The 19,984-nt window shown below is 56.7% G+C and carries 18 protein-coding genes; 6 read left to right on the forward strand and 12 right to left on the reverse strand.

Annotated features, from left to right (window positions below; all coding sequences use genetic code 11):
* Positions 1-14: 14 nt before the first annotated feature.
* The gene (locus tag ABD890_RS12745) at positions 15-998 is read right to left on the reverse strand and encodes a hypothetical protein (RefSeq protein WP_345089716.1); all 984 of its coding nucleotides are present in this window, start codon (positions 996-998) and stop codon (positions 15-17) included.
* A gap of 814 nt (positions 999-1,812) precedes the next feature.
* On the opposite strand from ABD890_RS12745, the gene ABD890_RS12750 reads away from it, so the two are divergent.
* Together ABD890_RS12750 and ABD890_RS12755 are read left to right on the forward strand one after the other, a co-directional pair.
* Positions 1,813-2,490 (forward strand): hypothetical protein, encoded by a 678-nt coding sequence (locus ABD890_RS12750; protein ID WP_345089719.1) that lies wholly within the window; start codon positions 1,813-1,815, stop codon positions 2,488-2,490.
* On the forward strand, positions 2,384-2,953 hold the full coding sequence (locus ABD890_RS12755) for a methyl-accepting chemotaxis protein (RefSeq protein WP_345089722.1): 570 nt from the start codon (positions 2,384-2,386) through the stop codon (positions 2,951-2,953). The genes ABD890_RS12750 and ABD890_RS12755 overlap by 107 nt, the downstream gene beginning before the upstream one ends.
* A gap of 138 nt (positions 2,954-3,091) precedes the next feature.
* On the opposite strand, the gene ABD890_RS12760 is transcribed toward ABD890_RS12755, so the two are convergent.
* The 5 genes from ABD890_RS12760 to ABD890_RS12780 form a co-directional block, all read right to left on the reverse strand.
* Positions 3,092-3,301 (reverse strand): CDGSH iron-sulfur domain-containing protein, encoded by a 210-nt coding sequence (locus tag ABD890_RS12760; RefSeq protein WP_345089725.1) that lies wholly within the window; start codon positions 3,299-3,301, stop codon positions 3,092-3,094.
* 124 nt (positions 3,302-3,425) lie between these two features.
* The gene (locus ABD890_RS12765) at positions 3,426-3,656 is read right to left on the reverse strand and encodes a hypothetical protein (RefSeq protein ID WP_345089727.1); all 231 of its coding nucleotides are present in this window, start codon (positions 3,654-3,656) and stop codon (positions 3,426-3,428) included.
* 2 nt (positions 3,657-3,658) lie between these two features.
* Positions 3,659-4,528, reverse strand: a complete 870-nt coding sequence (locus tag ABD890_RS12770; RefSeq protein WP_345089730.1) for a radical SAM protein — start codon at positions 4,526-4,528, stop codon at positions 3,659-3,661.
* A gap of 107 nt (positions 4,529-4,635) precedes the next feature.
* Positions 4,636-5,139, reverse strand: a complete 504-nt coding sequence (locus tag ABD890_RS12775) for a MarR family winged helix-turn-helix transcriptional regulator (protein ID WP_345089733.1) — start codon at positions 5,137-5,139, stop codon at positions 4,636-4,638.
* A gap of 92 nt (positions 5,140-5,231) precedes the next feature.
* Positions 5,232-5,645: a hypothetical protein gene (locus tag ABD890_RS12780; RefSeq protein ID WP_345089736.1), complete on the reverse strand. Its 414-nt coding sequence runs from the start codon at positions 5,643-5,645 to the stop codon at positions 5,232-5,234.
* 397 nt (positions 5,646-6,042) lie between these two features.
* Between ABD890_RS12780 and ABD890_RS12785 the strand changes: the two genes are divergently transcribed.
* Positions 6,043-7,617 (forward strand): 30S ribosomal protein S1, encoded by a 1,575-nt coding sequence (locus ABD890_RS12785; RefSeq protein WP_345089739.1) that lies wholly within the window; start codon positions 6,043-6,045, stop codon positions 7,615-7,617.
* Positions 7,618-7,676: 59 nt separating this feature from the next.
* Here the strand turns inward: ABD890_RS12785 and ABD890_RS12790 are convergent, their stop codons facing one another.
* The 6 genes from ABD890_RS12790 to ABD890_RS12815 all read right to left on the reverse strand — a co-directional run bounded on the left by ABD890_RS12790 (position 7,677) and on the right by ABD890_RS12815 (position 13,379).
* Positions 7,677-8,087 (reverse strand): hypothetical protein, encoded by a 411-nt coding sequence (locus ABD890_RS12790; protein ID WP_345089742.1) that lies wholly within the window; start codon positions 8,085-8,087, stop codon positions 7,677-7,679.
* Between the two features lie 81 nt (positions 8,088-8,168).
* A complete protein-coding gene (locus ABD890_RS12795) occupies positions 8,169-9,086 on the reverse strand; it encodes an alkaline phosphatase family protein (RefSeq protein WP_345089746.1) in 918 nt (305 codons plus the stop codon).
* A gap of 169 nt (positions 9,087-9,255) precedes the next feature.
* The gene (locus tag ABD890_RS12800; protein WP_345089749.1) at positions 9,256-10,368 is read right to left on the reverse strand and encodes a hypothetical protein; all 1,113 of its coding nucleotides are present in this window, start codon (positions 10,366-10,368) and stop codon (positions 9,256-9,258) included.
* Between the two features lie 16 nt (positions 10,369-10,384).
* Positions 10,385-10,882: a hypothetical protein gene (locus tag ABD890_RS12805; protein ID WP_345089752.1), complete on the reverse strand. Its 498-nt coding sequence runs from the start codon at positions 10,880-10,882 to the stop codon at positions 10,385-10,387.
* 53 nt (positions 10,883-10,935) lie between these two features.
* Positions 10,936-12,033 (reverse strand): hypothetical protein, encoded by a 1,098-nt coding sequence (locus ABD890_RS12810; protein ID WP_345089755.1) that lies wholly within the window; start codon positions 12,031-12,033, stop codon positions 10,936-10,938.
* 83 nt (positions 12,034-12,116) lie between these two features.
* Positions 12,117-13,379: a beta-ketoacyl-[acyl-carrier-protein] synthase family protein gene (locus tag ABD890_RS12815; RefSeq protein ID WP_345089757.1), complete on the reverse strand. Its 1,263-nt coding sequence runs from the start codon at positions 13,377-13,379 to the stop codon at positions 12,117-12,119.
* Positions 13,380-13,762: 383 nt separating this feature from the next.
* On the opposite strand from ABD890_RS12815, the gene ABD890_RS12820 reads away from it, so the two are divergent.
* The 3 genes from ABD890_RS12820 to ABD890_RS12830 all read left to right on the forward strand — a co-directional run bounded on the left by ABD890_RS12820 (position 13,763) and on the right by ABD890_RS12830 (position 19,910).
* Complete coding sequence (locus ABD890_RS12820; RefSeq protein WP_345089760.1) at positions 13,763-14,902, forward strand: fatty acid desaturase family protein; 1,140 nt, start codon at positions 13,763-13,765, stop codon at positions 14,900-14,902.
* 15 nt (positions 14,903-14,917) lie between these two features.
* A complete protein-coding gene (locus ABD890_RS12825) occupies positions 14,918-15,316 on the forward strand; it encodes a YidH family protein (RefSeq protein ID WP_345089763.1) in 399 nt (132 codons plus the stop codon).
* A 187-nt stretch (positions 15,317-15,503) separates the two neighbouring features.
* A complete protein-coding gene (locus ABD890_RS12830; protein ID WP_345089766.1) occupies positions 15,504-19,910 on the forward strand; it encodes a DUF7133 domain-containing protein in 4,407 nt (1,468 codons plus the stop codon).
* Positions 19,911-19,984 lie beyond the last annotated feature (74 nt).

Consider the following 19,984-nt stretch of genomic DNA (forward strand, 5'->3'; position numbering starts at 1 on the left):
GGGATCAGGCAGCTCTAGAACGGGGACGAACCCTCTTCTTTTTCTTCATCCGCAGGACGTTTCGGCTTGGGTGTTTCGCCACTAGGAGCGTTGACCAGGACCTTCAACGACTCGAGGCAGCTGATCATGTCGTCCTGGCTGAACTCGTCCCAGCCGGCGGCTCGATGGCGAATGATCGCCAGTTTGAACGCCTCGAAGGCATCGAGCACGTCGTCGGGCATTGCACCGATTTCCGCGAATGGCTTGATCAGCGATGGTGGCTCGGTCGAGTCCCCCACTTCACCTTCGGCCAGTTGGCTTGCTTCGCGGGCCTGAGCGTTCTGCTCTTCGTCGCCGAAGTCTGGGCCTTCATGCAGGGGACCGGTTGGTCCGTCCATTTCGCCAATGCTGCCATGGACTTCGCCATCTTTGCCTTGCGCAGGGTCGAAGTCTTCGTCGATTTCGCCGGAGATGATGTCTTTCTCGTCGGGACGTTCCGAGTCGAGTTTGCCCATCGTTTCCCAACGCTGGTTCCGCATCGAAGCGACCGACCAGCTATTCTCGGCGGCACCTTCCAGCCACATCTCGGCATCTTCCCACTCGATCGCGGCCTGGAAATGACTCCAGAACAGACCGTTGTAGGTTGGATAGTTGTCGCCGAAACGTTCGAATACGCGACGCAGGCGGCCTACGTGTTGGCCGGTAACACCACCCACGCGGCGAGCCCAGGCTTCGTCGGCATACTCCGACGTCGGAGCGCCCGCTTCCTGTAGCGACGTACGCCACTTGTGGATGATCATCCCCTTGTCCCAGTTGGTCGTGCTGATCAGCTTGTTCCACTGGCCCAGGTAAGGAGCCGAAGCTTCTTCCAACTTGGCCAGCAGTTCGTCGCTCAATGGGAAATCGGACGCGGCCACATCTTCGCGAGTGGCGGTCGGCTCGACGGGGGCCGAAGTTTCGTTGATCGGGGTTGTGTCGTTCGATTCGTTGGCGGCGAGATCGACAGTTGGTTCTTCCATGCGGACTTGGCTTCCTATCCTCTCGAGACGTGATCCAGGGTGAGCCCCAGTCAGGCCGCAGCTCTTCTTGCGGAACGGGGCAACTTCAAAGCGGCACGAATTCTACGCACAGCCCGCGGAGTGGTTCCACCGACTGACAGCACCTGCAGGCAAAATTCCCCCGCCCTGCCCTGGCAACTGAAGCCCAGCCAACGACTTAGCCCTTCACAAATTCTCCACATCCGATGGTTCGAAATGGGGATAACTTGTCGGAGGCATGTCGATGTTAACGAGCGATTTACCCAACGACGTTCCCCGCGGAATTCAGGCTGGAAAGAGATTTGAAATGTGCTGTTTTCCCGGGAAATTTCGCATTCCTGGATTGCGAAAAGTGCGCTATCTCATGTGATTGGCTTATGGCGATATTGTCGAGTTAAGGACGCTCAACCAAACCTTGCGGTGATTCGCTACGAGAATCCGCACCAGGCCGACAAGCCAGTCGTCGGGCGGGGCTAGTGAGGTCTAATGCGGCATAAACCGATATTCAACTAGCTACCCCTAATGGAACCGCACCTTACCAGTGGTATTCGCCGTAGTTGCCACTGCCAACTGCGTGCGGCTGGCGTAAGTGTGCTCGATATCGGGGTTTTTGACGACTTCGTTGAGATGTCTGAATGAATGGTTCAAGCAGACTTGTTGCCCGACCAATAAAACTCCTGGGGGGAGTAACAAGTCAGGTTGAATCGTTTAAATATTATGCAGAAGACATTGCTGGGCTTCGGGATGGTCTTGCTGCTGATGGTGATTTCCAGTGGCGTGGCGTGGAACGGTCTGAGTGGGGCCACGACAGGCTTTCAAGAGTATCACCAGCGATCCCAAGTTCGTCACGCAGTTCCAACAATCGCGAGCAGATCTCGAGCTGTTGCTCGCCGTAGCAGACGAACGGATCTCGGCTCCAGAGCAGCAGGCGTTGGTGAATGACATCCGCCAGTTGGTCGGACAGTACGAAGTAGCCTTCAAGGACATGGGGGTTGCTCGTGACCTTTGGGTGAAGACTCAGCGCGAAGTTCTGGATACCGAAGGCCCGAAGATGGAAAGCAATTTGCTGCAGGTCATGCAAACGACCAAGGCAGACGACAATGTCGAAGCCGCGGCAACAGCTGGCGTCGCCCTGAGCACTGTGATGCAGTTGCGATTGGCCGCCAACAAGTTCCTGCAGAACCCGAACGCCGACAGCCTGCAAGGTACGTTGACCGTTGGTGACAAGCTTGAATCGGAACTCGAGGGCCTGAAGGCAACGCTGGTGATGGTGGCTGCCGTTTGCGTGGTGGCATTAGTTTTGGGCGTTCTGGTCGCGGTCCTGCAGAGTCGGTCCATTGTCTTGCCAATTCGGATGGGGATCTTGGGTGCCGTCTCGACCGGCGGTCTTCGCCAGCGAGATCGGTGGTGTCGTCGAGCTTATTCAAGACATTGCCGAGCAAACCAATCTGCTTGCCTTGAACGCCACCATTGAAGCGGCCCGTGCCGGGGAATCGGGTAAGGGTTTCGCGGTGGTCGCAGAAGAAGTGAAAGAGCTCGCTCGCCAGACCGCCAAGGCCACCGAAGATATCGAGCGCCGTGTGCTGGGGATTCAAGATGCCTCGGGCGAGTCGCTCAGTTCGATCGATGCGATTCGTGAGGTCGTGATGAAAATGAATCATATCTCGCAAGAGGTTGCCGCCGCGATCGAAGAGCAATCGGCAACCACGCAGGAAATCGCCGGTAGTGTGGCCCAAACCAACTCGGCCGTTCGGATGGTGACTCAGTCCGTTTCGGAATCGGCAACCGCCGGCGAAAAGATCGCTCGCTCGGTGACTTCGGTGGACAAGAGTGCCTACGAAGTTTCGCAAGGAGCTGGCCAGACCAAGAACTGCAGCGGAGTCCTTTCCGGAATCTCGAGCGATCTGCAAACGCTGGTGGCACAGTTCCAGATTTAAGCGAATCGTGAAATCGGAAAGCAGGCAGCGCGAAGCTTGCTTTCTTCCGCCATCTACGAACAAGCGGCCTGAGCACCAAGTTGGTCTTCAGGCCGCTCGACGTTCGTGGCAGGTGATTGCGGCGACTGCTGTGGCTGACTAGCCGTTCGTGGCGCGGTCTTCCGAGGCGAAGCCGCAATGCTTGTGCTTGCCGTCGCAGAATGGTTTGTTATCCGATGCACCACAGCGGCACAGGGCGATCGATGGTTTATCGATCGTGTAGGAGTTCCCTTCCGAGTCCTCCAGGGTGACAGGGCCTTCGACGAGAAATGGGCCGTTGTCACGGATGCGAATCTTGGTTTCAGACATCTTCCGATCCTTCACTTCATGGTTGGCTACGCGGACCTTACCCCTTCATTGTAGAGGGGTATCCCAGACAAGTCAGCCCGCCCATTGGGCAACGCCACCTAAAGCTAACGGAAGGGAAATGCAATTAAGAGTCGTCGGAGTTCGTCCGGCGATTGCGATTCCAGAGCAAGGCTCCCCAGAAAAGGAGGAAGCCGCCCATACATGCGATCACCATCAGACCCCGACGGATATCGTACGCACGGGTGCCTTCTCCCATGCCAAGATACGAGCCGATTGCCAGGTAGATGCCCCACACGGCCAAAGCAGCGATAATGCCGCCCAACAGGTAAAGCGTTTGTTTGGAGTGAGTGGCCATGCTTAGTAGTCCGAACTGCCGTAATAAACTTCTGCCGTCAGCCCGGTGCGGTCTCGCACGGTCTGAGCGATCGTGTCGACTTCGGAATCGTCGAGCGGCGCCACAATCGATTCGGCTGGCTTACGGGCCACGGTGTAGACCTGAACCAGTTTAATCTGGCCCCCTTCCGAAACGATAGTATTCAGGCGATCACAGAACGCGGCGATCTCTTCAGCGGTCGGCGATTGGCCCAGCAACCGCAGGAACATCGATTGAATCACAATCGGGCGAACCTGGGCGGCCAGCAGCAGATTGTCCAGCACCCGCTGAAACGGGATCTTGGTTCGTTCGATCGTCCGGTAGTACGACTCGGTCCCGGCGTCGAGTTTGGCCCAGATTTCCCCCTGGTTCGCGTCCAGGATCTCGAGGCCTCGCTGCACGTGCGGACGATGGAACATCGTTGCGTTGGTAATCAGAACCATCTTCACCTGATCGAGACCATGCTTCCGTTTGATCTCGGCACTCCGATCGATCAGCTCGTCGAAGTTACGATAGGTGGTCGGTTCGCCATCGCCGCTGAAGGCAATGTCGTTTACCCGGCGAAGATGTTCCGGCGTTTCGGTGAACTTGGTCGTTTGAAAGATCTCGCCAGACGCACACAGGTCGAGCATTTCTTCCAACTCGGAATAGTAGCGTTCCCCTTCGACAAAGCGGACTTCGCTTTCGGTCCGGCGGTCGACCTGGCAATAGATGCAATCAAAGTTGCAGATTTTGTCTGGGTTCAGATTCACCCCGATCGACAAGCCTTTGCTGCGGCGCGAAAGGACCGGATAGACAAACCGATTCCCTTCGAAGGTTCGCTGATGCTGGGTGTGAAGTCGATGCGTGGTCATCTTCGGTCATCAAACAGGGATAGGCCCGATCGATTTCAAAAATCGATGGGCCCTTATTGGCATGCGAAGCGGACCATTTCCGCTCGGCTGGTCAGAGGCCAGGCGTGTTAGCTATTCGTGGCGGCCTGCGAGGCTCGCTTCTGCCCGATAGGCTCTGCAGGGATATTATGTCCCGGAAGTTCCGAAAGCAAATTGCCCCGAATGGTTGTGAGCGTGGCTTTCACCTTTTGAACTTCTTCCGATTCGAGGCCGCGCAGAGCCTTCGAGCGGACGCTGGCGGCACATGCCACCATTTGTTCCCACATCGGTTCGACCTTTTCGGTCGCCCGGATGATCTTTTTACGGCGATCGGTCGGGTCGGTTTCGCGGACGATCCAGCCGTCGCGTTCCATGCGGTCGATCACCCCCACGAGCGTCGGTGCTTCGATTCGCATCTGGTCGGCCAGCTCGCTCTGGGTGATTTCCCCCATGTACGAAAGCCAGCACAAGACTTCCCATTGGCGATACGTGATCCCCAGTTTCCCAAGTTCATCGTTCATCGCGCGAGTCATCAGATGCGCCACGCTGAACACCCAATAGCCCAAACTGTCTTCGAAGTCGTAGCGGAGCATTCTGTTCTCTTCAGGTTAAAGGCTGCAGGAAAATAGATAAGAAAAAATGACGAGTCAGCCTCTTCTTTCCTCTGGCATCGGTCATCCGCGAACTAAAAGGCCCGCGAATAACCGTATTCAAACAACGTTTCCCATTCGGCACGGGCGATACGTTGCAAAAGTTCCTTATTTGCGCAACGGTTGCGGGCAACCGCTTCGCAAGCATCGACCATCGCATAGGGATCCCACGTGCGATTCGCGAGAAATTGAGTCGCGGAATCAAGCTTCGCTTCGCTCGCCAATTGATTGGCTCGCTCGGCCAAGGCTTCCATCGCTGGGTGGTCCCCCGTTCGGCGGAACCAGTACTTGGCGTTACCGTAGTCTGGTTCTCGACGATGCATGATGCCGTGCCAGTAGCTGCCCGTGGGGCTTGGCAGATCTTGGCTAATGGTGTGGGACTGGTCGAGGTAATTCCAAAGTAGCCATAGTCCACTAATACATGCCCGAGCCATCTCCCGATCTTTCACGGGTTTTTCGCTCAGCGAACTGGAATCGATCGACTGAAGTCGGTCGTAAATGGAACGATCTGGCGAACCTGGCCCAAGTGGGCAAATCGGGGCGGATTGGATAAGATCCGCAATTTCGGAAGGATAAGCGTCGAAATTCATGCGAACAGGGGGTACAGCTCTGTGGAAAGACTATATGGTAATTCAGCCATGGAGAATAGCTTAACAGGTTTTCCCTAGCTAGCGTGCTTACTTCCTAAAATTAGGCTCCCACGGCCGATGGTCGCTTCATTCCCTGTTCATGCTGTTTTTTCGTGGTTAAACTCAGTTACTTCGCCCTCTCACTAACTTGTGTCCTAGAGGGCGCTAATGGTTACACCTCCTTTAGATTTTCTGATTTCTCGTCCGAGGCATTCCCATGTCGACTGATCCGCAGCAGGATCCCGCTTCCGCGGAACCAACCCCTCCAAGTCCAGAAGCTTCGGCCCCTGAATCCTCGGCTGCCGATACCGGCGACGCAAGCCAGAAGAAGGTTCTGATCGGATCGCAGCGCGATGCTCCGGCACCGGCCCCGGCTGCCAAGAAGCCGAAGCCAGCTCCGCAGCGTCCCAAGCCGCCCAAGGCGGAAGCTGACAGCGACGATCCGACCAAGATTCCTGACGACCTGAGCTCGACCCTGGCCGAAGCCTCGGAAGAAGATGGGGAACCAGACTATCGTCTGCCTGTCGAAGGTGGACGTGTTCAGGTCCCTAATCGTCGTCAGCAGATGGACGACATCGAAGCTGAAATTGAAGCCGCGTTTGGCGAGCAGTCGCTCGACGACATGATGAGCGGGCAGACGCCGGCTCCGGCTGCGGTTCGTTTGGATGAAGGCGATCGCGTGACGGCCACCGTCATTCGTATCCATCGCGAAGACGTCTTCTTCGATCTGCCGCAGGGCAATCAAGGGATCGCTTCGATTCGCAACTTCATCGCCGTCCCTTCCGTGGGGGACAAGATGGAAGTTTCGATCGGCAGCTTCCAGTCGAGCCAGCGTTTGTACGAAGTTGGTATCCCCGGTGCTTCGACCAGCGTTCAAGACTGGGGCGACATCAAGGAAGGGATCGTGGTCGACGCCGTGGTCGATGGCGTGAACAAGGGTGGTCTCGAGTGTGCCGTTGGTGCGGCTCGCGGTTTCATCCCGGCCAGCCAGGTTGCCACCTACCATGTGAAAGACCTGGAAGAATTCAAAGGCCGCAAACTGCAATGCCTCGTGACGGAAGCGAATCCAGAAAAGCGTAACCTGGTGCTGAGTGCTCGCGCTGTGGCTGAAAAGCTGCAGGAAGACGGCAAAAAGGAACTGATGGGCAGCTTGACCATCGGTCAGATCCGTGAAGGCACTGTTACCCGCATCCAAGACTTCGGTGCATTCGTCGACCTGGGCGGCGTCGATGGCCTGGTGCATGTCAGCCAGATCAGCTGGGATCGTGTGAGCCATCCTTCCAATGTCCTGGCCGAAGGTCAGGTCGTGAAGGTGAAGGTTACCAAGATGGATCCTGAGACCGGCAAGATCGGCCTCTCGATTCGCGACACCATGGAAAACCCATGGCAGAAGGTTGCCAGCGAGTTCGCGGTCGGCAAGGTGGTTCCTGGTAAGGTCACCAAGCTGATGGACTTCGGTGCGTTCGTCGAGATCGCCCCTGGTATCGAAGGGCTCGTGCATGTCAGCGAAGTGAGCTACAGCCGCATCAGCCGCGTTTCGAGCGTCCTGAAAACGGGCGAAGACGTCGAAGTGAAGGTGCTGAGCATCGATCAGGCCAAGCGTCGCATCAGCTTGTCGATCAAGGCAACCCAGCCGCCACCGGCCGACGCCCGACAAGGTGGTCGCCGCAAGGACGAGCCTGAAGTCGACATCGACCGCGAACTGTCGGTCAAGAAGAAGTCGGATCAGCCGCTCAAGGGTGGTATCTCGAACGACCAGAGCGAAGGCGCCAAGTTCGGTCTGAAATGGTAAGCCCGAGACGGCAATCGAAGACAGAAGAAGCCATCACGAGCAATTCGTGATGGCTTTTTTCATGGGCTCATCTTCTCAGCGGCGGCATCGGCTAGCGCTCGTCTCGCGGCGAAGTAGGATCGCACCAAGGCGTAAAACAGCACCGGAACCGAGAGGATCGGGATCAACACTAGCAAGGCCATGATCATTGGTCCGCCATCGTTATCCCAGCAATAGCAGAGCCGGAAGACGCCGACCGTGCCGAGGACCTGGGCGGCTAAGATAACGCCCACAAGCAATGGGAAGAGAATCTTCGTGGCACTTGTCGAGCCGTACTGAGGGGGCTCGCGATGGATCTGGAGCAGTTCATGGTGGATGCCGTTGGCATACATCACCGCCAGAATGCCCGCGATCAGATGCAACACGACAGCCACGATGACCAGCCATCGCCGCGAGGCAATTCGGTCGGCCTCGGGGCAATTGATTGTCATTTGCGAGACAGCTCGCGGCGATTGAAACGGAGACTCGATCGGACGGCTCCTTCGAGCGATGGACTACGGAGTGGCAGGTTCCTACTTCAAGCCTACCACGTGGCCATCGAGTTCCCACTGATTGTCGATGTCGATTCCCAGGTACGAAAGCAACGTCGGAACCGCATCAACGATATAAACCTGTTGGTCGAACTTGCCTTGCTCGGCGCCGGCTCCGCTGACAATCAGAAAGCTGTGCATGATATCGGGATTGGTGTGACCACCGCCGTGCCCTTTGCCCGCTCCGCCATGATCGCTGGTAACGACGATCAGCCACTCTTCATCGGTTCGCTTTTCGATCGCTTCGAGCACTTTGCCAACGCGCTGATCGACCTTTTCAATCGCCGAGATGTACTCCGGAACGGTCGGATGAAAGCCGAACGTGTGCCCCGATTCGTCGACGATTCCCTGGTACAGCATCAAGGCTGTTGGATGCACATCGTCGAGGAGGCGAATCGCATCGTTCACTCCTTTTTCGTCCGCGATGTCGTACTGATCGACCACCGACTTCTTGTACTCGGTCGTGTCAATCGAGACGTCAGCTGACGAGACGATGTACTTCTTGATCGGTGTCCAGTCGACGATCGAAACGGTCTTGGCTTCTGGCAGAGCCAGCTTCACGTAGTGGAAGAAGTGAGGGTACTTCTCGAAGTTGGGTTTGCCAAAGCCATTGTCGATCACGCCATGCTTGTCGGCCCAGACGCCCGTGTTGATGCTGGACCAGCCAGGTCCGCTGACGGTGTCGCTCTTGCGGTAGCGGTCACCCTGGATCAGCGCCGTTGGCGAATAGATGCCTCGGGAAATCAACTTGTCCAGATTGGGTGTGTTGGCCTTGGTCAGCGCATCGAAGCGACAACCATCGATGCCCAACAGCAGGACATGCTTCGATTTCTCGGCGGCCGACAAGGTGCTTGTCGCGCACAGCGAAAGTAGGGTGACAACGGTCAGCAGAAAACGCATGACAATCAACTCCACGCTGGGTAGCGTCGTGGGTAGGGGAGAAACAAACTTGCGGAGGTTCGATTGTATTTTCCTGGAAGATGTACGTCCACGCGCAGCCCTGCTTTCACCAGACTTTCATACAAAAGTAAGATGCCCGCTCAACGAAACCCGCGAGAATGAGGGGCTTCTAGTCGTACATTGCTGAGATCGCCGCGACGACCGGATCGATCGTTTCCGTCAATTGGCTGGCGGTCGGGTGCTGTGTCAACTCGCTCCACGGCTGTTCGATGACGCGAGTTCCATGCGTGGTGATCAACGTCAGGCGAGCCGCCGGCACCGCCGGAGGAATCGGTCGAGGGAAGTCGTACGGTGTGATTCGCTCGATCCACTGCGTCGCGATATCGAACATGCGATCGACCGCCGCGCGAAGCTCGGCACTCGGGATCGGTTCGACGTAGTACTCATTCGACTCGTCGATCAAGATCGCCATGCCGTTGTCGTAACAAGCCAGCAGGAACATGCAATTGTCGAGCGGAATGTCCCAGATGATGGCCAGGATCTGCTCGTCGGAATCATGCGTCGCTTCTTTCAGCCAGCGAGCCAAATAGATTCGGACGCGAGGATCGATTTGCCGATCGTGCACCTTCGCGACGGCATCTTTACCCAAGGTTTGGAAGTCCGGAGGCTCGGGCCACTGAAACAGGTTTTCGCCTCGGCTCGATATGCGAGCTAGTTCGATATCGTCGCAGAAGGTGAGATTGTAAAGCTGATTTAGTTCTGGAATGTCCGAGGGCTCTTGGTACAACGAGCCGAAGATCTGCATCAGCGTTCCCTTAAGCGTGACCCAGTCGACACCGTTCGCCAGCAGCGGAATCTGATGCTTCGCCATCACGCCGCGTGTCTTATCAATCACGATGAACAGACTCAGCAGCGCCAGAAAAGGAACCAAGCTGCAAATTGCCAGGAAGAAACGCATCGGCGGCGAGTACTCGAGGCGACTGGCCAGCCGAATGACCGCCCACGCGGTGAGACCGGTAATTGCCAGCAGCGCGATCGCCACCGTCGCTCCGAGAAACATCCGCATATCGGGCGCCCAGAGCGAACGATTCCAGATGAAGATCATCGTGACGAACATCATGGTGGCCTGGGCTTGGAAGGCGAGGCCGGCCCAGCCTAGGTACTGGCCCAGATGCCACAGGTGTTCTCCCATGATCGGGCGAACCAGGTCCTGATGATCGTCTTGGGCGTCAGGAGACTGATAAGGAGAAGCGAGATCTGAGCCTGAAGTTTCGATGGTCATCGATCGAAGCGTTCTCCTAGGGTTGCTGTTCCGTCGAGGCCCGCAATTGTTGCCGGACCATCTCTTCGCTCGCACCCATGAAGCCAACTTTGACGTGATGCTCTTTCAGGTAACTGGTCGCCTTGCGGCTGATTAACAACAAGACAATCAGCGAAACGCAGGGCACCAATTGCAGCAGTGTCAGGATGACGGCAATCGTGGTGCCTCCCAGTTGCTTCGCCAGCAGAAACGTCGAAGCCATGCCGAAGACGAGCAGCAGCACTGTGACCACCATTACGCCGATTGAAAGTACCAACAGCATCGCCGGATTGCCCCGCCCTTCCCGCACGGCCGCGGTCATCGGCACCAGGATCGGATTGATGACCGAGATGTTGGCCAGATATAGGCCGATGTAACTCAAGCAGGCCCAATTGATCCAACGCTGAAACTTGGCGACCCGCAAAACGTTGGTCAGCAAGTCGGTCTCAGGCAGGGTTGGCTCCGGGACCGGAGATTGAAACGGAGAGTCGCTCATCGCAGTGCTTTGTTGATTCGATCGCAGGGAAGATATCCAAGCCAGAGCATCGATTATAGCGAGCAGATCTCTGAAGTGGGGTAGGAATTCCCCTCGAGTTTCGCGGCCGGCTCGGCGTCTGCTTTCTGCTTCGTGTTTTGCATGGCCAGATAGACCCCGCCATGTAAAAGGGCCAACACAATCAACGCTCCGATGGCGTTGGCCAGCATCTTGGTTCGTAGTTGGCCTTCGACCTTCTCAGGCGTTCCAGGTCGCAAGCGATTGGCGTACATGCTTCCTTTGGGAGGCATCAATCCACGGCGAGCTTCGTCGTAGATTCCAAACACGACAACCTGAGTCCCTGGTTCGACCAGCTTCTCGACAAGTCGGGGCAGTTCGTGCCCGAGACGTTCTCCGCCGGTCAGTTGCTCGTAGTCGTCCTCGTCTTCATCGTCGTCGAAGTTGTGGTCCGATGTTTCGAGCTCGGCCTGCGACATCAACCGACTTTCGGCATCAGCCGGAATCAACTTGTCGTCTGGGATAGTCGTCAGCCGCATGTTCTTCGTCACGCTGCCATCGTCGTCTGACCAGAGTTCGGTAAACACCGACAAGACCGACACAATCTTCATCCCGCTGCGATCTTCGAATTGGGTAGTAGCCAGAAAGGTGCGTGCGTTCTGCACGGCATCGGAAGTGATGAGCACGTTGTCGCTGATCTCTTCCAACATGGGATAGCCGAGCAGGCGAACCTCGCCGAAAGGGGTTTCAATCTTGCAAGGTGTCATTAGGAAGCCGGCGTAGTCGGAGCCGGTGTTTTCATGCTTGCTGGTCGTGGGGCCTCGCCCGCGAGCGAGATCGTATTCGCAGATCAAACAAGGCTTACCAGAGAAGGGCGCCGTGATCGGCTCGCTAATCGCCTTCAAGCGACCAGCGACGGCTACTTTCGAGCCACCATTGAGTTGCAGACCGAACTGGGCCTTCGAGATCAACGACCAATCGCTGTGGGCCTGCCAGGCATTGGAGAGAGCTCCAATGCAGAAGAACGTGATCAGGCCGGCAATCCCGCCAAAGATCAAGCCTTCCGGGCGAGGAAAGACCTGGTCGAACCCAAACATGTAGCCACCGACCAGCGCTGCCAGAATCAACAGCGAGAGACCGCACCCTTTAAGCATGGAAGGCGTTCCTAGCGAGCCCCAGACGGAAGAACTTTGGCATTTCAAGAGAAATGCAGTTTAGACCGGCCGGTGCCGGAACGCTATCGTCCGACGATCAGCCCCGAAACCTGACCACGGCGGGTGTAACCCAGGATCAGAATCGCTTGTTTGTCGGTCTTCAACGCTTCGCCATGAACGATCGGCAGATCGCAGGTTGGGTCTGGCGTGTCGTAGTTGAGCGTCGCAGGAATCTGGCCATGTTTCAGCGAGAGAACCGCGACCGCGGCATCCAACGCACCACAAGCCGCACCCGTGTGGCCGTAGTAGCTTTTCAGCGCCGTAACCGGAACCCCAGGCAGTGCCGCTTGGATTGCTTGAGCTTCCAAAGTGTCGTCTGAAGGGATGCCAGATCCGTGAGCGAAGACGCACGCCAGGTCTTCTTGGGCGAGGCCAGCATCTTTCAGTGTGTTGGCGATACAGCTTTCGATGGCCGAGACCGAAACAGGAGCATCTTCCGAAGTACGACCAAATGTCGATGCCGCTCCGAGAACTTTTCCAAGAATCTTGGCACCGCGTGCTTCGGCTTTGTCGCGAGGTTCCAGGACGAGTGCAGCCGCCCCTTCGCTGTTGACCATGCCATCGCGATCTTTCTCGAACGGGCGTGAGGCTTTCTCGGGGGCATCGTTGCGGTGCGATAGCAGCGAGTCGCCGCGATAGAGCAGCACATTCAAGTTCAAACGCGAACCGGTTGCGCCGGTGATCATGCAGTCCATCGTGCCACGTCGCAGGTGCGATAGTGCTTCCGAGATTGCATTGAGCGCGCTGGCTTCTTCCAGGCAGATGGTATTGTTGTGACCGCGACCGTCGTAGTAGATGCCGACATGGCAGGCTGGCATGTTGGGCAGATACTTCAGCATCCAGAGGGGATTGGTCTCGCTCATGGCGGAAGGACCCCAGCGATCGTGCTGATACCAACCCTCTTCAATACATTGTTTGTAAGCCGCTCGCAGGTCTTCGAAGTCGCTGTACATCATCTCGCTGCCGTACACGACACCTAGCCGGTCCGGTTCGATGCTGCCAGGTTCGAGTCTCGCTTCTTCCATGGCCAGGGCAGCCGCCGAGAAGCCAGTCTGGATCTCGCGGCACATCACCTTCAAGGCTTTGCGCGGCTTGACGTACTTCTTGCCGTCGAAGCCCTTGAGCTCGCCGCCAAACTCGACAGGGTAGTCGGGCATGGCGAACTCCTGGAGGGGCGCAATGCCAGACTTGCCTTGCATAAGGCTTTCCCAAACGGCCTCATTGCCTACTCCGATGGGGGAAACTACCCCAATTCCGGTAATTACGACTTCGACTAGGGACTGCATCCGTTGGCTTGGCTTTCCTGAAGCATGGGCGAAAGATTGATAAATGTTATATCGGTAGGCCCTTCCGTTCCCTAGATCGGCCTCGCGACTTGGTTCTCGCCAATTGCGAAAATAAGCGGCAATATCGATAATTTAGAAAGAAAATACCGTCTTGGAAGGGTGGGCAAGTATATTTCCGTTGATTACTTTTACCCAATAAGGGTGAAGTTGTTTGGTTGACTTAATCGTCATTTCTTACCCGTCTTCCGCCGGAAAGTTCACTTAGGCTGAACAATTGGCGGAACCCGACTCATCACCACAGCCGATTTTGATGCTTAGGATGTGATCTCAAATCATGGACGGTGTATCCGACATAGCGAACACGGCAAAGACGCGAATAAGCCATGAGCCATACTCCCGCCGATCGAAAGCAGGCCCCCCTGCATTGCAACAAGTCAGATGATTTCTCGATGGCTGAGGCCCGCAAGACCATCGGCGACTTGTTTAAACCCAACCCGTGGATCTATTGGACCGATCTTCTTCTTAGTTTTTCGGTCGCAATCTTCTGCTTTCGAATGGTTCGTCAGTGCGAACTATTCAGTTGGCAGCAGATTGCTTTCTTCGTGGTGAGCAGCCTACTGTTTTATCGGTTGGCGATGTTCATCCATGAATTGGTCCACCTCCGCACTGGAACGTTTACCGCGTTCCGCGTGGCCTGGAACCTGTTGGTTGGCATTCCGTTCCTGATGCCATCGTTTGTGTATTACACGCATCTCGACCATCATCGCCGCAAGCATTACGGCACCGATATGGATGGCGAGTATCTGCCAATCGAATATGAAGGCCGCTGGCAAATCTTCGCTTTCGTGGGTGCGAGCTTTGTCGTCCCATTCCTGGCGGTATTTCGCTTCCTGATCCTGACGCCGCTGACTTGGGTCAGTCCGGCCGTGCGTGACTGGGCGTTCAAACATGCCTCGTCGATGGTGATCGATCCGAAGTACATTCGACCTCTGCCAACCAAGCAGGCCATGCGTCTGATTCGTTTGCAGGAAGGGCTTTGTTTTCTGTGGTGCCTGGGTGTTCTCGTCGGAGCAGTCACGGTGGGAGGTTATCCCTATCCATTCTTGATCCAAGGTTACTGCACTGGGGTGTTTATCTTAACGATCAATTCCCTACGAACGCTGGTCGCTCACCGATGGCACAATCACGAGTCAGAAATGACCTTCCTCGAACAACTGCTCGATTCGGTCAACTTCCCAGAGAACATGTGGATCACGCAGTTGTGGGCTCCTATCGGAACTCGTTTCCACGCGTTGCATCACATGTTCCCTTCCCTTCCCTATCATCAAATGCCCGAGGCACATCGTCGTCTGATGGAAGTGCTGCCGGAAGGTTCGCCCTATCATCAAACGAACGAGTCGACCTTCACACATGCGTTTCTCGACTTGTGGCGTCGCTGTGGGATTCGGAAAGCGGAGCGCAATGCAGAAGCTTTCGAAACCCAATCGGCCGAATCGTCGCAAGTTGGTAACGAAATGGCATAGTCGGCCTAGGTATCTATGACCGATCAGTCGGATCCACGCGTCTTCTTTGCCGCCGAGCGAACCATGCTCGCGTGGCTGCGGACAGGGCTCGCCATTATCGGGGTGGGCTTTCTGGTGGCTCGCTTTGGCTTGTTCTTGCGAATGCTCCGCCATCCTGGCACCGATATCACGCCGCCGCTGGCATCGTCGCTGATTGGAATTGGTTTCGTGCTGCTCGGTGCCACCTTGATTGGACTCTCCGCCTGGCAGCACAAGAGCTTCATCCGGCAGATGACCTTCGACCAGCGGCCGAGCAACTACAGCATGCATCTGGCAACTTGGATTTCTGCCCTGGTGGCCGTGCTCGGACTTTCACTGGCCATCTATCTGCTGGTGAGCGTCTTCATCGCCGATGCTGCCCCGGCGGCTGCGTAACGGCTCTCTGCCCTGATTTCCGCCGTTTCTCCCCCACGGACCGCGGGAAAACGGGGAATTATCTCAGCCGGCTGCGAAATCCCATGGCCCAAACAGGTGCCGCTGGGAAGGGTTTGAACTATAGTGAATACGGACCCTCACCCCATTTCCTGCCAGCCAAATTTTCCCTCGCTATAGGTTTTTCTGGATGACGATCCCCCGCAGATTTATGGCCCTCGCCCTCGGTATGTTGACGCTTGGCCTGGCCGCGGCTCCCCTGACGGCCGCCGATGCTCCTAAGCCCATCAAAGCACTTCTGGTCACCGGCGGTTGTTGCCACGACTACGAGTCGCAAAAGAACATCATCAAGGAAGGCCTCGAAGCTCGAGCCAACATCGAAGTGACCGTGGTTCACGAAGGTGGCTCGACAACCGATACCAAGATTCCGCTCTACCAGAATCCCAACTGGGCCGACGGCTACGACATCGTCTTGCACAATGAATGCTTTGCCGCCGTGAAAGATCCGGCTTGGACCGAGCGCGTGCTGAAGCCGCATCAAGAAGGCTTGCCCGGCGTGGTCATCCACTGCGCGATGCATTGCTACCGCGATGGAACCGACCAGTGGTTCAAGTTCTGCGGTGTGACCTCGCATCGTCATGGTGCCCAGTACCCACACGCGGTATACAACTACGACCCTGAGCATCCGATCATGCAAGACTTCGGTCCTGCGTGGACCAACCCACAAGGCGAGCTCTATCACATCGCCAAGGTGTGGGACACCGCTCACGTGCTGGGTGCTTCCAAAGAAAAGAACGACGGCGTCGAACATGCGTGCGTGTGGACCAACCAGTATGGCAAGACGCGCGTTTTCGGTACGACGCTGGGTCACCACAACGAAACGATGGAAGCGGACGCGTTTCTCAACATGCTGACCCGCGGCACGTTGTGGGCCTGCGACAAGCTGAACGACGATTACCTGAAAGAAGTCGACACCACGACGCCGAAGCTGGTTCCTGTTAACCTGGCCCTCAACAAGCCAGCCACCGCTTCCAGCGAAGAAACCGGCAAAAATAACTTCGCTAAGCTCGCCTTCGATGGCAAAGAGTCGACGCGCTGGTGTGCCAACAGTGCGGACTATCCGCAGTGGTTGCAAGTCGACCTGGGCGAACCGAAGGAACTGCGTGGTGCCCAGATCAATTGGGAATCGGAAGGTGGCGTTTACCAGTACACGATCGAGGGGAGTGCGGACGGCGAGAAGTGGATGACTATCGTCGATCAGTCCGACAAGAAAGATAACAAGCACGACTTTGAATTCGTCGCTGGCGGTTTCCGTTATGTCCGCATCAATGCTTTGAAGAGCAAGCATGGGGGCTGGGCTTCGATTCGTGAAGTCCGTCTGCTCGGCTCGGAACTGGTGGAAGTCGCTCCGGCTCAAGCCAAGGAAGATGCCGACGCCAAACTGTTGGCCGACGTGAAGGTTCCCGAAGGGTTCGATGCGACGCTGTTCGCAGCGCCGCCAGCGGTCAATTACCCGGTCTTTGTGGCGAGCAGTCCGGAAGGGGACGTGTACGTTTCGGTCGATAAGAATGGTTCGCTCGATCGCGAAAAGCGACGTGGTGCCATCCATCGCCTGCGCGACACCAATGGCGACGGTCAGGCCGACGAAGTGAAGCTGTTTGTGCCCGACGTCGACTCGCCACGCGGCATCGTGTGGGATCGTGATCGATTGTACGTGCTACATCCGCCGCACCTCAGCGCCTTCATCGACGACGATGGCGATGGCCGTAGCGATCGCCAAGAGATCTTGATCAAGAACCTCGCGTTCACCTTCAAAGATCGCCCTGCCGACCATACCTCGAACGGCGTCACGCTGGGTGTCGACGGTTGGTTATACCTGGCCATTGGCGACTTTGGTTTCATGGAAGCCGAAGGAGCCGACGGTCGTAAGCTGCAGATGCGTGGCGGTGGTGTGCTGCGGGTTCGTCCTGATGGCTCGCACATGGAAGTCTATAGCAACGGTACGCGTAACATCCTGGAAGTCGCGGTCGATCCGCTGATGAATGCCTTCACTCGCGACAACACCAACGATGGTGGCGGCTGGGACATTCGTCTGCATCACTTCAGCGGGATGGAAGACCACGGCTATCCTCGCTTGTATATGAACTTCGGCGATGAAATCATTCAGCCGCTGGCCGACTACGGTGGTGGATCTGGCTGTGGTGCGTTGTACATGGATGAACCAGGTTTTCCCGAAGGCTACGGCAATGCTTTGTACACGGCCGACTGGGGACGAAGCTGGATCTATCGCCATAACCCGAAACGAACTGGTGCCACGTTCGAGGTCAATCAGGAAGAGTTCCTCGGGATTCCTCGCGTGACCGATCTCGATGTCGACGGCAGCAGCAATATCTACGCAGCGAGTTGGAAAGGTGCCACGTTCACCTACAACGGCGAAGACGTGGGTTACCTCGTTCGCGTGACGCCGAAGGGATACCAGGCCGAAGCAATGCCTGTCCTGGCGAAGGCGACCGAAGCCGAACTCTTCCAGTTGATGAACTCCGACAGTCATCGACGTCGCCTGGCCGCTCAGCGTGAACTGCTGGCTCGGGCCATGGTGAAGAGCGAATCAGGAGAACCGGCTGCGAATTCAATTTTGAAGCAGGCCGGCAATCTGATGATGGGGCAAGAGACCAACGGCAAGCTCCCTTCCACGGAAGCACGCGTTGCTGCGATCTACCTTGGAAATCAGATCATTACCGAACAGGCTCCGAATTGGGAACGCCTTTACGATAGCTGGTTCGACCGATTGAATATGGCCGCCCAGCGTCAGGCCGAGATCGCTCCTTTGGCGATTCGTGCGATGTCGGACCTCGCCTTGTTGAATCAAGACCTGCGGGCTGCTCCCAAGTTCCGTCAAATGATGGAAGTGGCTGCCAACCGCGGACTGGCGAGCGACGATCCACGTTTGCAATTGGAATCGATTATCGCCTTGGGACGTCTGACCAAGACAGGCGTTATGCCTAGCATGGCAGGTGCGAATCCGGAAGGATTGGTCACGTTCCTTGGGAGCGATGATCCAGTGATCCGCCACACGGCTTTCCAGGCCTTGGCGAATCTGGAAGCTTACGAGCCGTTGTTCTTTGTCCTCGACGGTCGCACCGCCAGCGAACGCAAGCGTCAGTTTACCTTGTTCGCCTTGCAGCGGATGCACAAGCCAGAGGTGGTCGAAGGTTTAATTGAACGTCTGCCGAAGGAAGAAAGCCTTTACCGTCGTCAGGGCCTGCTGACTGCCTTGTGCCGTCTGTACTACGTCGACGGCGAGTGGAAGGGGAATAGCTGGGGTACGCGACCTGATACGCGTGGTCCTTACTATCAGCCCGAGAAATGGGAGATGTCCGACAAGATTGGTGGCACGCTTCGTTCGGCGTTGGCTTCGGCTGGCAACGAAGAATCGGCCTTCCTTCTCGAGCAGCTTCAGCGTCACCGAATCGAACTGGACGGCACGCTGCGACTCGCGATGCAGAAAGCGGCCAACGATCCGAAGTTCGTTGCGGCAGCGATCTCGATCATCGCCCAGTCGAACGAACTCCCTGGCGAAGCGATCGGCCTCCTCGAAAAAGCAGCGACTGATTCCGACACCGCTGCGGAAGTGCGAGCCCAGGCCATCACCGCCCTGCTCCGCAGCACGGAAGCCAGCGTGGTCGAAACCGCCCTGGTCGGTCTCGGCAAGTTGTACGCCAGCGAACCAGGGGGTGCCGCTTTCAAGCAGACCCTCAGTGCTTTCCAGAATAAGGATGCCTTGAGCCGTCAGATCGGCGTGATCGATAGCCTTGCCAAGGCGCCGACCTCACCTGCTTCCTTGTGGGCCGAGGCTGGTTTGCTGACGCTGTCGACACAGCAGAAGCTTTCGCCAGAAGTGGCCAGTACGGTGAAGTCGTCGCTGGAAGCAGGCTGGAGCGATCCGGCTCGTCAGCCACAACTGCTGGGGGCGGCCATCATCGTGAACGATCGGAATCTGGAAGATAAGGTTCTGGGCCTCTTGGCCAGTAGCAATGCCGATGTCGCCGCGGCTGCCGGCAAGGTTGCCGATGCCTGGAAGCTGAAGGCGCAGATGAACAAGCCGACCGGTCCGAAGGTTTCAACCATCGATCCGGCAGAGGTCATCAAGCAGGTCGTGGGGATGAAGGGTGACACCTCGCGAGGCGAACAGCTCTTCGCGAAGCTGACCTGTAACAAGTGCCACACGGTCGATCCAAACGAAACGCCTCGTGGTCCTTACCTGCCACAGGTCGCCAAGACCTACAAGCGGGATCAATTGACCGAAGCGATCGTGCTGCCAAGTAAGTCGCTGGCTCAAGGGTTCGTGACCAACATCTTCCAGATGGAAGATGGTCGTGTCTTGTCAGGCTTCATCACGTTTGAAGGTCCGGAAAAGATCGTCATCCGCGATGCCCAAGGCACCGAGATCACCTTGAACCCAGACGAGATCGAAGGTCAAAAGAAAGACACGGTCTCGATCATGCCAGTTGGTTTGGCCAACGATGTGACCGTTCAGGAACTGGCCGACCTGGTTAGCTACCTGGAAAGCCTGGCCTCGAAGGCGGACTCGAAGTAGTCCGACCGGCATCAAGCCGCTGAAGCTTAATCAACTCGATCCCGGCAATGTCACTCAATGGCATCGTCGGGATT

This window comes from Bremerella cremea (genome assembly GCF_039541315.1).
In the GTDB taxonomy this organism is placed as follows: Bacteria; Planctomycetota; Planctomycetia; order Pirellulales; family Pirellulaceae; genus Bremerella; species Bremerella cremea.

Coding starts and splice junctions, on each gene's coding strand:
- ABD890_RS12745 (WP_345089716.1), bottom strand. CDS start 998: ATGGAAGAACCAACTGTCGATCTCGCCGCCAACGAATCGAACGACACA.
- ABD890_RS12760 (WP_345089725.1), bottom strand. CDS start 3,301: ATGTCTGAAACCAAGATTCGCATCCGTGACAACGGCCCATTTCTCGTC.
- ABD890_RS12765 (WP_345089727.1), bottom strand. CDS start 3,656: ATGGCCACTCACTCCAAACAAACGCTTTACCTGTTGGGCGGCATTATC.
- ABD890_RS12770 (WP_345089730.1), bottom strand. CDS start 4,528: ATGACCACGCATCGACTTCACACCCAGCATCAGCGAACCTTCGAAGGG.
- ABD890_RS12775 (WP_345089733.1), bottom strand. CDS start 5,139: ATGCTCCGCTACGACTTCGAAGACAGTTTGGGCTATTGGGTGTTCAGC.
- ABD890_RS12785 (WP_345089739.1), top strand. CDS start 6,043: ATGTCGACTGATCCGCAGCAGGATCCCGCTTCCGCGGAACCAACCCCT.
- ABD890_RS12790 (WP_345089742.1), bottom strand. CDS start 8,087: ATGACAATCAATTGCCCCGAGGCCGACCGAATTGCCTCGCGGCGATGG.
- ABD890_RS12795 (WP_345089746.1), bottom strand. CDS start 9,086: ATGCGTTTTCTGCTGACCGTTGTCACCCTACTTTCGCTGTGCGCGACA.
- ABD890_RS12800 (WP_345089749.1), bottom strand. CDS start 10,368: ATGACCATCGAAACTTCAGGCTCAGATCTCGCTTCTCCTTATCAGTCT.
- ABD890_RS12805 (WP_345089752.1), bottom strand. CDS start 10,882: ATGAGCGACTCTCCGTTTCAATCTCCGGTCCCGGAGCCAACCCTGCCT.
- ABD890_RS12810 (WP_345089755.1), bottom strand. CDS start 12,033: ATGCTTAAAGGGTGCGGTCTCTCGCTGTTGATTCTGGCAGCGCTGGTC.
- ABD890_RS12815 (WP_345089757.1), bottom strand. CDS start 13,379: ATGCAGTCCCTAGTCGAAGTCGTAATTACCGGAATTGGGGTAGTTTCC.
- ABD890_RS12820 (WP_345089760.1), top strand. CDS start 13,763: ATGAGCCATACTCCCGCCGATCGAAAGCAGGCCCCCCTGCATTGCAAC.
- ABD890_RS12825 (WP_345089763.1), top strand. CDS start 14,918: ATGACCGATCAGTCGGATCCACGCGTCTTCTTTGCCGCCGAGCGAACC.
- ABD890_RS12830 (WP_345089766.1), top strand. CDS start 15,504: ATGACGATCCCCCGCAGATTTATGGCCCTCGCCCTCGGTATGTTGACG.